The sequence below is a fragment of the Sphingobacterium sp. ML3W genome, from assembly GCF_029542085.1.
Taxonomy (GTDB): domain Bacteria; phylum Bacteroidota; class Bacteroidia; order Sphingobacteriales; family Sphingobacteriaceae; genus Sphingobacterium.
The window spans coordinates 1,922,456-1,936,039 of sequence record NZ_CP107036.1 but is presented as its reverse complement, the minus strand read 5'-3'; the positions used below and the strand labels follow the sequence as shown (position 1 = coordinate 1,936,039).

Annotated in this window: 11 protein-coding genes and 1 tRNA gene; 3 read left to right on the top strand and 9 right to left on the bottom strand. The window is 40.2% G+C overall.

The window, feature by feature from the left end:
* Positions 1 to 11 precede the first annotated feature (11 nt).
* A complete protein-coding gene (locus OGI71_RS08290) occupies positions 12 to 587 on the bottom strand; it encodes a Crp/Fnr family transcriptional regulator (RefSeq protein WP_282254920.1) in 576 nt (191 codons plus the stop codon).
* A 290-nt stretch (positions 588 to 877) separates the two neighbouring features.
* Between OGI71_RS08290 and OGI71_RS08285 the strand changes: the two genes are divergently transcribed.
* Positions 878 to 1,906 carry an LLM class flavin-dependent oxidoreductase gene (locus OGI71_RS08285; RefSeq protein WP_282254919.1) on the top strand — a complete coding sequence of 343 codons (1,029 nt, stop codon included), beginning with the start codon at positions 878 to 880 and terminating at the stop codon, positions 1,904 to 1,906.
* On the opposite strand, the gene OGI71_RS08280 is transcribed toward OGI71_RS08285, so the two are convergent.
* From OGI71_RS08280 to OGI71_RS08270, 3 genes are all read right to left on the bottom strand, one after another.
* On the bottom strand, positions 1,907 to 2,488 hold the full coding sequence (locus OGI71_RS08280; RefSeq protein ID WP_282254918.1) for a Crp/Fnr family transcriptional regulator: 582 nt from the start codon (positions 2,486 to 2,488) through the stop codon (positions 1,907 to 1,909). It abuts the gene before it with no gap.
* Positions 2,489 to 2,643: 155 nt separating this feature from the next.
* Positions 2,644 to 2,716 (bottom strand) — tRNA-Lys (locus tag OGI71_RS08275).
* Between the two features lie 131 nt (positions 2,717 to 2,847).
* Complete coding sequence (locus OGI71_RS08270) at positions 2,848 to 4,767, bottom strand: ABC-F family ATP-binding cassette domain-containing protein (RefSeq protein ID WP_282254917.1); 1,920 nt, start codon at positions 4,765 to 4,767, stop codon at positions 2,848 to 2,850.
* Between the two features lie 60 nt (positions 4,768 to 4,827).
* Between OGI71_RS08270 and OGI71_RS08265 the strand changes: the two genes are divergently transcribed.
* Together OGI71_RS08265 and OGI71_RS08260 are read left to right on the top strand one after the other, a co-directional pair.
* Positions 4,828 to 5,862 (top strand): quinone-dependent dihydroorotate dehydrogenase, encoded by a 1,035-nt coding sequence (locus OGI71_RS08265; RefSeq protein ID WP_282254916.1) that lies wholly within the window; start codon positions 4,828 to 4,830, stop codon positions 5,860 to 5,862.
* A 9-nt stretch (positions 5,863 to 5,871) separates the two neighbouring features.
* On the top strand, positions 5,872 to 6,651 hold the full coding sequence (locus tag OGI71_RS08260) for a TIGR02757 family protein (protein WP_282254915.1): 780 nt from the start codon (positions 5,872 to 5,874) through the stop codon (positions 6,649 to 6,651).
* A 291-nt stretch (positions 6,652 to 6,942) separates the two neighbouring features.
* Here OGI71_RS08260 and gap read toward each other — a convergent pair whose 3' ends face one another.
* From gap to OGI71_RS08235, 5 genes are all read right to left on the bottom strand, one after another.
* On the bottom strand, positions 6,943 to 7,950 hold the full coding sequence (gene gap, locus OGI71_RS08255; RefSeq protein WP_282254914.1) for a type I glyceraldehyde-3-phosphate dehydrogenase: 1,008 nt from the start codon (positions 7,948 to 7,950) through the stop codon (positions 6,943 to 6,945).
* A 6-nt stretch (positions 7,951 to 7,956) separates the two neighbouring features.
* Positions 7,957 to 8,577, bottom strand: a complete 621-nt coding sequence (locus OGI71_RS08250) for a redoxin domain-containing protein (protein WP_282254912.1) — start codon at positions 8,575 to 8,577, stop codon at positions 7,957 to 7,959.
* Positions 8,578 to 8,814: 237 nt separating this feature from the next.
* Positions 8,815 to 9,909: an AI-2E family transporter gene (locus OGI71_RS08245; protein WP_282254911.1), complete on the bottom strand. Its 1,095-nt coding sequence runs from the start codon at positions 9,907 to 9,909 to the stop codon at positions 8,815 to 8,817.
* Between the two features lie 348 nt (positions 9,910 to 10,257).
* A complete protein-coding gene (locus tag OGI71_RS08240) occupies positions 10,258 to 10,458 on the bottom strand; it encodes a hypothetical protein (RefSeq protein WP_282254910.1) in 201 nt (66 codons plus the stop codon).
* 83 nt (positions 10,459 to 10,541) lie between these two features.
* Positions 10,542 to 13,580 carry an SMC family ATPase gene (locus tag OGI71_RS08235; protein WP_282254909.1) on the bottom strand — a complete coding sequence of 1,013 codons (3,039 nt, stop codon included), beginning with the start codon at positions 13,578 to 13,580 and terminating at the stop codon, positions 10,542 to 10,544.
* Between the last annotated feature and the right edge of the window lie 4 nt (positions 13,581 to 13,584).

The window sequence follows — 13,584 nt, the reverse complement described above, 5'->3', positions numbered from 1 at the left end:
TAAGGGTAAAGCTATTTTTTAAATCTATCATTCTTTATTTTACTCAGAAATTCGGGGGTTACGCCTAGATAAGAGGCAATTTGGGTATTTGGTAATCTATTGGCTAAATGCGGGTATTGGGTAATGAAACGATCATACCTATCGAGCGCGGTGGAGCTAAATGCCTGCAATAAGCGATTTTGAAGTTCGATATATTTATCTTCGATGATTACACGGAAGTTCCGGTCAAACTTTGGATGGTTGCTGTACAGGTACCACAGATCTCCTTTAGATATTTGTAATACGATAGACGGTTCGATTGCTTCTATGAACAATTTAGAAGGAAGTTCTTTGTGTAAGCTACCAATATCCGAGATCCAGTCATTTTCCGCTGCAAAAACAAGATTGTGTTCAATACCCTTATCATCAACACCATACATTTTAAAACAGCCACTTTGCACATAAGTAAAGTACTTACATACATCTCCTTCTTGCAACAAAAATTGCCTGCGTTTGATTTTCCTTTCCGTAACACGACTCATCAAAGCCTGTTTTTCCTCATCATTAAGAGGTAGATACTTGTCAAAATGGTTTATTATATTTTCCAAATGATGGTTGCTTCTTAAATTACTTCTAAATATACAAAAATGAAAATAATTGGATCGAGTTCCGTCAAACCTACTTTGCCTCCTGATACCCAATTTGACGACCATTCATGTACATTGAGGCAGCAAGGCTATATGGATTATGAGTCTGCGTCTCTTTGCCTGAGATAGAAGATGTTTTTTATGATTTGTCGGCATTCTTTTTGACATAGATCATCGTTATGAACCATCAAAAAATAGAAATTTGGTTAGCTTTTCAATAATGGAAAGTCTACAAAACTAAATTAATGATTATGGAAATAGGAATAGATAGTTTTATTGCCACTGGTGCATATGATGACGGGTTGCGTCCTGAGGAAAATATGATGGCTATGGAAGCTTTATTGTCAAAGATAGCGTTTGCGGATCAGGCCGGATTACATGTTTTTGGGCTGGGAGAGCATCATCGAAAAGAATTTTTGGATGAGTCTCCAGCAGTAATATTGGCGGCAGCGGCAGCAAGAACTCAGCATATTCGTCTAACGAGTGCGGTTACCGTACTAAGTGCGGCAGATCCTGTTAGGGTATTTCAGGAATATGCCACGTTGGATATTATTTCAAAAGGCCGGGCTGAGATTGTAGCTGGAAGAGGATCATTTATTGATTCATTTCCTTTATTTGGGTTCAATATCCAAGATTATGATGCACTTTTCGAAGAGAAGATTAAATTGCTTCTTGAAATCCGTGATAATGAAACTATAACCTGGAAGGGGAAATTCCGCCCAGAACTAAAACAACAGGCCATATATCCAAGGCCGGTGCAGGAACAGCTGCCCGTTTGGATAGGGGTAGGAGGAACTCCGCAATCTTTTATACGCGCTGGAGCACTGGGGCTTCCATTGATGGTGGCCGTTATTGGAGGTGAAACCCACCGTTTCCGTCCGCTGATAGACTTATATTATGAGGCCGGAGAAAAAGCTGGACATGCTAGGGCGAAGCTTAAAGTAGGACTACATTCACTAGGCTTTGTGGCGGATACAACAATTAAAGCAAAGAATATTTACTTTCCAGGGTACCAGGAAATGATGGGTAAGATCGGCAAGGAGAGAGGGTGGTCTACTCCTACACGAGAAATGTTTGAGGCCCAGGCCGAGCCCACCGGTGCTTATGTCATTGGTAATCCCGAAGAAGTTGCCGAAAAGATTTTACGACATAGTGAGGCATTGGGTGGTATATCAAGATTTACGTTTCAGATGGACAATCCAGGACTTAGCAAAGAAGATATATTCAAAGCCATTGAACTAATTGGGACAAAGGTAATTCCTATTGTCAATCAATCCTGATTATTTTTTGACAGCTCTAGAACGGATCCTGCTAATGGTTTCTTGCGTGATACCTAAATACGAAGCAATCATGCGTTGCGGAAATCGCTGCACAAATTCAGGATAGTTATCAAGAAGCATATTATATCTTTCTTCAGCTGTCATACTTATGGCGGCATTGATCCTTTTTTGGCTGGCAAAAGAATAATTTTCATCCAACTGCCGTATGAGTTCACTCATTATAGGAAGGGAGAATACTTCTTCTGCGGCTCTCTTTGTTAAGATAAGTAAATCCGTACCTTCACAAGCCTCAATATTAAAGGAAGAAGGAGTGAGTTTTGCAAAACTCTCACGATCGACTACCCACCAGCCTTCAATATAGAGGCTCATTATATGTTCAGAACCTTTGGTATCTGTACTGTATTTTTTCATGGAGCCTTTGACAAGAAATCCAATATGGTTACTTATATCACCTTCCTGTAAAAAGATCTGTCGTTTTCTGAGTTTATGTGGTACAAAATTATTTTTGAGAATGTTAATTTCATTTGCTGCCAAAGGTCTGGAGACCCGCGAATTGATATATTCGATTAAAGTGTTATACATTAGTTATTATTTTACCGAACCCAATGGTAAATATACTGAAAATATAAATCCTTCATAAGTCCCCTATGATGAAATTAGCTTAGCTAAAAGACCTTCTTTCGAATCCTGATGTTGTTAAACAAAAAAAGCTAATCTTTCGATTAGCTTTTCTTTTGTGATCCCGCTGGGATTCGAACCCAGGACCCATACATTAAAAGTGTATTGCTCTACCAGCTGAGCTACGGAATCGTACTTCTTTTTTGAACTACCGTTCCTTGTTTGAAGTGATGCAAAAGTAGGGCTTTAATCCTATTCCTGCAAATTTTTTTGGCTTAAAATCGTAGCTGTTTGCTTAAAAAGCTGATTTTAAGCCAAAAAAATTAATCATTTTCCAATTCCATAATTTCCTCGGCCAATTGCTCCCATTGCTCTTGGTACTGGGTTAATTGGGCCTTAGCTGAATTGTACGCGCGCGTAGTTTCCTGTAACTTGGTCGCATCCGAATATACAGCTTCGTCAGCCAGTTTCAATTCTAAATCTTTGGCCAATATTTCCTGTTCTTCGACTTTTTTCTCCAATGCAGCAAGCTCTTTATTCTTTTTGCTCAGTAATCGTGTCCGGTCTTCAGATGGCGTTTGTTTCTCTTTTTTAACCTTCGGCTCTTCTTTGACTTTTTTCTCCGGTTTTGCCTCTGTTTTTACAACACGCTTAGCTGCCCATTCTTCATATTCCTGATAGGTGCCCGGATATTCTTTGATCTCCTTGTCCTCGATATACCAAATTTTGTTGGCCACGTGATCCAAGAAATAACGGTCGTGGGATACAACAATACATGTTCCCTCGAATTGTTGTAGTGCCTGGATCAAAATATTGACCGATTGCATATCCAAGTGATTGGTAGGCTCATCGAGCGCTAGGAAGTTGGCGTCTGCAGTCAATGCCTTAGCAAGGGCTACACGGGATTTTTCACCCCCAGACAACACTTTGATTTTTTTGAAGGCATCGTCGCCCGTAAATAGGAAACAACCGAGTATCGAACGTAATTCAGTCTCTGTATGTTTTGGCGCAAACGCTTGTAGTTCAGCTAAGATCGAGTTCTCGAGATGGAGCGCCTCTAGCTGATGCTGTGCAAAGAACGTTTGCGACACATTGTGTCCATGTTCTGCTTTTCCCTCAAACTGATTATCTGTGCCAGCCACAATACGCAGTAGGGTAGACTTACCTTTTCCGTTTGCTCCGATCAAAGCAATCTTATCACCTTTTTCAATGATCGCAGAAGTGTTTTTTAATATCTCTAGGTTCGGATAGGATTTAGAAATATTGTCTAATGTCACCACATGACGGCCAGAAGGTTTTGAAAACTTAAAGCTAAAGTTGACCGTTGGATTATCGTCATCCACATCTTCAACTCTCTCCATTCGATCCAAAGCTTTAATCCGGGATTGTGCCATTTTCGCTTTGGATGCTTTAGCACGGAAACGCTCAATAAGTCGTTCTTCCTGTTTGATCTTAGCCTGCTGATTTTTGAACTGGTTGGCCTGTAGTTCGTTTCTCAATTCCTTTTCTTCCAGGTAGAAGCTGTAGTTACCTGCATAAAGTGTTAATTTTCCTTTACGCGACTCCACCGTCTTTTTGATGATGCGGTCCAGAAAGTACCTATCGTGTGATACAATGACGATTGCCCCATCAAATGCCTGTAGGTAATTCTCAAGCCACTTGATGGAAGGTAAGTCCATGTGGTTGGTCGGCTCATCCAATAATAGAATATCCGGTGTCTGCAACAAAATTTTTGCAAGCATTACACGCATACGCCAGCCCCCGGAGAATGTAGCCAGTGGCCTTTTTTGTTCTTCTTCCGAAAAACCTAGACCGGCAAGGATCTCGTGTGCTTTAAATTCAAGATTATAGCCATCCAGCGCTTCAAATTCAAGTTGTCTATCGCTTAGTCTATTGAGAATATCGTCCGAATAATCTGTTTCTAATTTCGCAAGTAAGTCTTCGATTTCGGCATGTAGTTGATTTTGACGTTCGAACGCTTCCATAGCGACGTATAGAATGCTCTTGTCCGAATGGTAAGATAATAAGTCCTGGTTTAGGTAACCGATCTTTAAATCTTTTGCCATGGAAATTGTTCCCGAAGTTGGGGCATATTGTCCAACGATCAAACGCAATAAGGTTGATTTTCCAGCCCCATTGGCGCCAATTAAACCTACTTTATCACCTGGTTTGATGTGCCAGTTTGCCTCATCATACAACGCACGGGATCCTATTTCAAATGTTAAATTATTTATTGATATCATTTCAAATGCAAAAGTACAAAAGTAATGAATATTTCTTCTTGTTTGACTAACTTTGCGATTATGTATAAATTAGTCAAACCTATATTCTTTACAATGAATCCGGAGATGGCTCACCACAAAGTGACCAGCGGATTGAATGTCTTCTCAAAAATTTGGGGTGCCAAGCAATTATTGAATGCTATTTTTACGGTAGAAGATCCTCGCTTGGAACGTGAGGTCTTTGGATTGAAATTTAAAAATCCAGTAGGCCTGGCAGCGGGCTTCGATAAAAATGCCGAATATATCTCCGACATGACTAATTTAGGTTTTGGTTTTATTGAAATCGGAACCGTTACACCAAAACCACAACCGGGGAATGATAAACCACGGATGTTTCGCCTTGTACCAGACGAAGCGCTGATCAACCGCATGGGGTTCAATAATCAGGGTGCGGATGTTGCTGCTACCCGATTGAAGAACCTAAAAGACCGAAAAGGGCTTCTGATCGGTGGTAACATTGGAAAAAATAAAGTGACACCAAACGAAGAAGCGGTAAACGACTATATTTATTGCTTCAATGCACTCTTTGATTATGTAGATTACTTTGTCGTCAATGTCAGTTCACCAAATACACCAGGCTTAAGGGATTTGCAGGAAAAGGAACCGTTAAAAAATATATTAAACACATTACAGGATCTGAATAAAGCAAAATCAGCTCCTAAGCCAATTCTGCTTAAGATTGCACCCGATTTAACTGATAGTCAACTGGATGATATCGTTGAGATCGTCATGGAGACACAGATTGCAGGAGTTATCGCTACCAATACCACGATTTCAAGAGAAGGCTTAAAGAGTCAACAGGATTTGACACAAGAGGCTGGAGGGGTCAGTGGACGCCCGTTGACCAAGCGTTCAACTGAAGTAATCCGCTATCTCAGCGAAAAATCCAATAAAGCATTTCCGATCATTGGTGTTGGTGGTATTCATTCAGCCAAAGATGCTATTGAAAAACTTGATGCCGGAGCTAGTCTTATTCAGGTATATACCGGATTTATCTATGAAGGGCCGGGGTTGATCGCAAATATCTGTAAAGGTATATTACAGACAGGACGATAATCAGAGACGATGGCTGTTGATTTTAATTTAAAAGATTTTTTGGATAAAAAGGTTGATGAATATAATCAACCTAATTTTATTCCCAATGATCCCATATCCATTCCACATCAATTTTCAAGCAAGAATGATATCGAGATTACGGGATTCCTAGCTGCTATAATGGCTTGGGGACAGCGTAAAACCATCATCAATAAGTGTAATGAATTGATCGCAAGAATGGACTGCGTGCCTTATGATTATATCATGAACCATAGCGATCAGGACCTCAAAAGTCTGCTTGGTTTTAAACATCGTACATTCAATGATACGGATATTCTTTATTTTGTTGCTTTTTTTCGGTATCACTATAGCCACTTTGCGTCTTTAGAAGATGCTTTTTTGGTAGGGCAGGAGACGGTAAAAGAGGTGGATTTGGAGCAGGCGCTGAATGCATTTAAAACCTATTTCTTTTCGCTGCCAGACTATCCGCACCGAACGCGTAAACATATCAGTAGTCCGGCCCAAAAATCTACTGTCAAGCGTATCAATATGTTTTTACGCTGGATGGTCCGAAAGGATAATAAAGGAGTAGATTTTGGAATTTGGAGCCGCTTGTCACCAAAAGACCTCATCTGTCCCTGTGATGTCCATGTTGAACGTGTAGCGCGAAAATTTGGACTGATTACCTTGGAAAAGGTCAACTGGAAGACCGCACAAGAGCTAACAGGCAATCTTCGTCTATTGGATCCCAATGATCCGGTAAAATATGATTTTGCACTTTTCGGCTTGGGAGTAGAACGGGAATTGTAAAGATATTACACGTATATTGTACTAATATACTAGTATCATCCCAGAAACAGGGTATACGGCCAACGAGTACTCTAAGTGACAAACGGTACACTTAGGATACTGATTACTCGAAATAATCATGTGTGGGATAGTAACTATTGATTGATATTAAACAAAGCGAAAAGTGCTTTTCTCGTACTTTATCTGTGCGCGGGCTATAGTGCTGATACGTCGCAAACAGGCCTGTAAAAGTTTTAAACAAAAAGCCCGTATTTTTAGGATACGGGCTTTCTTTATTTTCAGCTGGTTGGATTAAACAAGCTGGTCAATCTTAATCAGGAGGTCCACCAAACGATTGGAATAGCCAAATTCATTGTCATACCAACCCACAACTTTCACTAATCCACCCACAACCGAAGTCAATTGCGCATCGAAAACACAAGAATAGGGATTGTTTATTATATCAACAGACACGATTGGGTCTTCTGTATAAAACAACACCTGCTTTAATTCGTTTTCCGCTGCAGCTTTAAAAGCTTTGTTGATTTCTTCAACCGTTGTTTCTTTTTCTAACGTACAGGTAAAATCTGTTAACGAACCATTCAGCACAGGAACACGTATACCTGCTCCACCCAACTTATTCTGTAGATGTGGAAAGACATTGGTAATCGCTTTGGCGGCACCTGTAGTTGTCGGTATGATAGCCGAAGAGGCTGCACGTGCCCGTCGCAAATCTTTGTGTGGTGCATCATGTAGGTTTTGATCTCCTGTCATGGAGTGCACCGTAGTGATATATCCGTCTTTTATCCCCCAATTATCGTCTAATATTTTAACCAGTGGGGCGACGTTGTTTGTTGTACATGAGGCATTGGACAGGATTGAAGCCGAGAGATCGACAGCATTATCGTTGATACCCAATACGACTGTTGCAATATCCTTGTCTGTTGGCGGAGCTGAGATAATAACTTTTTTTGCACCTGCTGTTAGATGAAGCGTTGCTTTTTCACGGTTCGTAAAATGCCCCGTAGATTCAACAACAACATCAATATGTAAGGATTTCCAAGGTAGTAGGGCGGGATCTCTTTCATTGGTAACCAGAATGGAATGGCCATTCACGATAATATGATGTTCGTCGTGTGTGACCGTGCCAGAGAATGGTCCATGTACCGAATCATACTTGAATAAATGGGCCAAAGTCTTGGTATCAGCCAAATCATTGATGGCGACCACCTGCAATTGATCAAAAGCATCGCGAAGAAAAATATTACGTAAAGTGTTTCTTCCGATGCGTCCAAATCCGTTTATCGCTATGTTGAGCATTTCAGCTTATTTATGAAATTGGCTTATCGCCTCATTGATATTTTTCTCACCTTCCCAATGTGCTTTCAGTTTTCCGTCAGCACCATAGACATAATTTGCTGGGAACTGTGAAGGGACATGTATATTTTGGATAAAGGTTTGATCTTTGTCAATCAAGACTTCCACATTGGAAGATTTGGATAGCTTTGGTGCGAAGCTATCGAAGAATCCTAATACCAATGCTGGATCATTCATGGAAATATAAAAGATATTGACATCTTTTATGCGGTCAATATTTTTTTCGAGCTCAGTTGCTTCGTGCTGACAATGGCTACATCCCGGATCAAATAAGATGAAGACTGTATTCTTATCTTTAGCAAGATTCTCATTGCTGACACGTATGCCGGATCGAAGTTGGTAAAAAGTGAAATTAGGAAGAATTGCAGCCGGACCAGAAGATTGGGTAGGGGCAGTTTGCGCATGATCATGACCGGCGTGGTCGTTACCCGCATGGTCATGACTTTCAGCCGTATTTTCTGCGGTACTACTTTCCGTACCAGCTGTCTTTTGATTGCCCTTGTTGTTACATGAATAAAGCATGCCTGCCGTGAGCATAGCAGTTACTCCTAAGATTATTTTTTTGTTCATAGACTACCTTTGATTTTAAATCAGTTTTAGTGATTTCTTCTATTCTTTTTAGGCGCGCTAACAGAATGCATTTATACCGTTCAGCTTGAGCCGAAGATAGATCATTCCACAACGATGCCATTGAAGAATCAAAACTATAAAAAAAATGGGATTATGCAGTGTCCAAACTCAAGTTATGACAGTTTACTGGTTATCATCTTCGATGCTTCCCACTGCAATATGTCTCCTAATTTTATACTATTCCGTCGTATCGGTGGTGTTGCTGGGACTATTGGGTTCTATCAATGACGTAGATTGTATGATTTCCGGTGTACTTCGACCAAATTCGTTGCTATATACCTTGAGTAAGACTCCCACACAGGATAGAATAAGGGGACCAAATATCAATCCTAACATACCAAAGAGATTTAATCCCAATAATACCCCAAAAACGGTTATTAAGGGATGGACATCGCCAAGTTTTTTCAAAATTGTAAAGCGAAGAATATTATCAATACTTCCAATGATAATGATACCATAAAGTGCTAGCCCTATGGCGTTGCCGGATTGCCCATTTGCTAACAAAAATATGGCCGCAGGGAGATAGACTACCATCGTACCCAAGATAGGGATAATGGTAGAGACAGCAGTTAGAATGGCCAGAAAAATGGGACTTTCCAAACCGAAAAACCAATAACCTAGACCGGCAACTACACCTTGGCACATCGCGAGGATTGGAATACCAATGGCATTTGATTTGACCATCATGTCAAACTCTTGCCATAACTCTGCTTTACTTCCCGGAGAAAACGGAATGGCATTGTATATTGTCCGTTCCAATTGCTTGCTGCTGACCAACATAAAGTAAAGTACAAATAATGCGACTAAAACATTGACACCTACTTCGGCTACTGAATTCAGTATATTGGGGATAAACTTGGCCGCCCGTTGGAGTGCCCCCATCAATGCGGTGTCAGATAAATCAATATTGTTGAGATAAGGGCTATCTTTGAAATAGGTTTTAATGGAATCAAATTTTTCCATAATCTCCTCTTTATTATTAATTGCCTCAGTCACCTGTGGCACCATATAATTGATCAGTAAATAGAGCGGACCGACTAGGAATACAATTGTAAGTAGAATTAGTAAGAGACTCGCAAGAGATTTCTTCCATCTTCTCTCTTCTGTCAGTTTAAAGTTAATTTTCCGGAAGAGGACATATAGTGTTATAGCGCCCAAAAAGCCCGGAAGATAATAGAAAAGACTCGTAAATATCAAAATGCATATCAGCAAAATAATGATGATAAGCATAATCTGGTTAATGGAGTTGTTGTTTATCTGTTTGTATTTCATGTGTCTGGAATAAGTACCGCTTTAATTTCTATTTTACGTATGACAATATTTTTTTATAAATGTTTTATATTGTTAAATTAAACTTACTTTTTTAGAATTTCAATGATTTTTTTAATTTCTTTTTTAGAGCAGTAAAGCTAGAAAGTAGGTCCTTGACGATCACCAGAATGGATAGGAATGTCTATCTGGCCCGATGGTCTCTTTTTCTCTTGTATAAGGCTAGATTAATATTTTGGTTGCGAGAATAGTAATAGATTAAGCATAACAGCATAGACCAGATAGAGATCATAGCAGGGGTAGGGCTAGATATTTCCTCACTACCTGAGCCATACGGATTTTTACCAAAAACTAATTTTGGTTCTGCGGCATTAAAATCTCCTTTAAGATACGCATAATATCATATTGCTTGACAAAGAGCATAGATGAGGTTGTCCGATGTTCAGCGGATTGATTGTTGTTTTCTGCCGCTAAATGAATTGTCGATTTAGCTGTTTTATGAAAAAAAGGATGAGACCCTTTTCCTTTTCTGTTGTTTGAAAATAAGCCCATAATCTTTTGTTTTTTGGTTATAGCGACAGTTTTTTGGCTACTGTCGCTATAACTAATCTACAAAATTACTTTGGGATTTACAATTAATTAATGAAAATTTGACTGCCATGTTCTTCATCCTTTTCGATGGAAAGTGATATTGGTATCCGTTCTTTCAATTCTTCAACATGCGAGATAATACCGACGATTCGATTTTCTTTGTGCAGGTCAAGTAAGGTTTCGAAGACAATATTGACAGAAGCGATATCTTGGGTGCCAAAGCCTTCATCGATAAAAAAGAAATTTTTAGCGGCTTTGGTATTGGACTGTACACTTTCAGCTAGGGCCAGCGCAAGACTCAGGGATACCTGAAAAGCTTGACCACCAGAGAGTGTTTTTACACTCCGGCTTTTGCCTTCATTCAGATAATCAATGATTTCAAATTCATTGTTTTCATTAATCTGTAAACTTAACTGGTTTCGTGTCATTCGGTGAAAACGGATATTGGCATGATCACAGAGCTGCCGCAGATAGATTGATGAAACATACTGCACAAATCCCGCCCCCTTAAACAGGTTAAATAACTGTTTAAGATTGTCATTACGAAGGTTTGATTGTGCTTGTTGTTGCAGTAAGGTTTCCTTTTTTTCGTAGGCCGTCTCCAATTGATTCAACTCCTGCTCGCATTTAGCGACGTTCTCTGTCAGGATTTTAAGATGATGGGAGCTTTCTTCCAAAGCAGCTTCTTCCTTCATAAAGGCTGCCTCATCGTAGACTTTATCTGCTAACTTTTTGTCTAATTGCATGATCTGTGCTTTCAGTGTTTCAAATTGGATTTGAAACTGTTCCAGTTCCGCGCGTATTTTCTGTACAGGTAGATTCTCCGCTAATGTCTCTTTTACTTGATCTATCGTGTTGAATACAGAAGCCTGGAGGAGTTGTTCGATAGTCGTGTCAAGGTGTAGGATTTCAGACTTTATTTTGATAATCCGTTCTTGAATGGATTGAACTAGGCTATTTTGTGCAGCAAACTGACTGTTTAGCTTATTTAAGCGATCTGTCAAGGTATTATAATCCTGTTCTATACGAAGATTTTCCGCTTTTAGTGTATGAAATTCGTTTTCGACCGTAGCTTTCTCCCGGGATTGATAGTCTGTCCAGTTCAAGTGTTTTAAGTGGTCTATATTTTGATTGATCTGGGTTTGCTTTTGCGCTTCCTCAATTTCAAGACCACTTAATTTTACATTTGCTCTTTCCAGCTTGCTCTCTATATCTGCCAATGTGGTCTGATGGGTCGTTGCGATCTGTTCTGTTGCTATGATCTGGGCTTCGATGTTGGAAAGCTCTTGTTTTTTCTGTGTATAAATTGACTCATCGGTGCTGCTGTACGCTGCCCAGGTAAATTGGAGTAGGTGAGTGGCCTTCTGAGATTTGTTTGCCTGGATCTTGCTTGTGAGATCATTTTGTTGCACCTGTAGGGATTGTAGGCGGAGTAGGAGCTTTTCAATCTCAAATTTTTGATCACCCTTGGATTTTATGCGCGCATTGATTTCTGCTGTCGCCCGTTGGTTTTCTGTCAGCTCTTGTGTGATATCTATTCCTTCCGCGATAGCAGGGTGTTCCAGGGCTCCACATAAGGGGCAGGGGGAACCCGCACTTAGGTTTTCCGCGAATTGTGTGAGCTTTTGTTGCAACAGAAGGTGTGCTTTCTCGTCGTTCAATATGCTGAGTCGGGTTTCAAGTTCCAGCAATTCGGCTGTATAAGCTGAATCAAACCCGGCAGGGTCGAAGTTTTTACTTTGCAAATCACCTTGTAGATCGGTTATGGAAACTTTTAGCTCCAGGAGTTGATGGTTGAGTTCGCTCTCCTGTTGTTGGATAGCCTGCTGTTTGGTGTACCATTGTCCCAGCTCCATCAGCTCATTAGCCGACGGTTTCGATTGTTTTAGTCGAAGAAGTAGGGTTTCGGTTTCCTGAATGTTGTTTTTACATAGCACGTGTTGCTCCTTAGCTTTTTGGACGAAATCCCGACCTTTCTGCGCGCTTTCTTTTAAACCTTTTATTTCAGTTGAAAAATTGATCAGCTGTAGAATGAGTTCCAAATCCAATTCGCTTACCCGTCGTTCTGCTAGTCGCTCATATTGTGGTTTAACCTGTTGCAATTGCTGCGATACCTGTTGTGTAGTTTGTTGGATTTCGGCAGACTTCGCTCCCTCAAGCTGCAATCTGCTTTGTTCCTGGACATTTTCCTGATTCAATTTCTCCTGTGTCTGGAGGATGTGAAAAAAGCTTGTATGCGCTTCTTCAAAGCGTATCATACGTTGGCGCAAAGTTTCCTTTGCGGCTTGCTGATCAGTCAGCTGTTGAAATAGAGACTTCATTTTGCTCAATTCCAGAAAATCTTCTTTCACATTTTTCAATGCCTGAAATTTCTCCTGAAGTAGCTTGTTTGTATGCTGCGCCTTGCTGAAAGATTCTCGCTCTTCATTCAGCTTGTCACGTGTCGCGATGATACGCTCACTGCTGATCTCTTCGAACCCCATCAACTGACCATTGAGCTGATCCAGTTCGGATTGATTTTTTTTATAAAGGGCAGCAACTTTGTCTTGCAAATCGAAACGATGGAGCTGAAAGATTTCTTTCATCATATCGGTTCGTTCCTTTGCACCCAGCTCAATGAACTCCTTAAATTGCCCCTGGGGAATGATGATTGTTCTTTTGAAATTCTCGTAACTTAATCCAATGATCGATTGTGTGTTACTGCTTTCCAATGGAACCCATTGTTCATTGATATTTTCATATAATACAACCGTAGGAGATTTGACATCCTCAAAATTTTTGGAATTGCGTTTAAATTCCCTTGTTACTTTGAATGTGCGGTTTTCGAAGTTGATGAAATCCAATTCGATATAGGAACGGTTTGATTTCAGATTCATCATATTGTAAGTGCGTTTATCGCGCGCATTTAACCGTTCCGTTTCACCATATAAGGCATAGGTGATTGCTTCCAAAATAGATGACTTACCAGATCCAACAGCACCAAATATCCCAAAAAGACCGGCATCTGTCAATGCTGTGAAATCTATTGTCTGACGTTCTTGATAGGAATATATACCTTCTACAGTTAACTTTAAAGGGATCATGGGC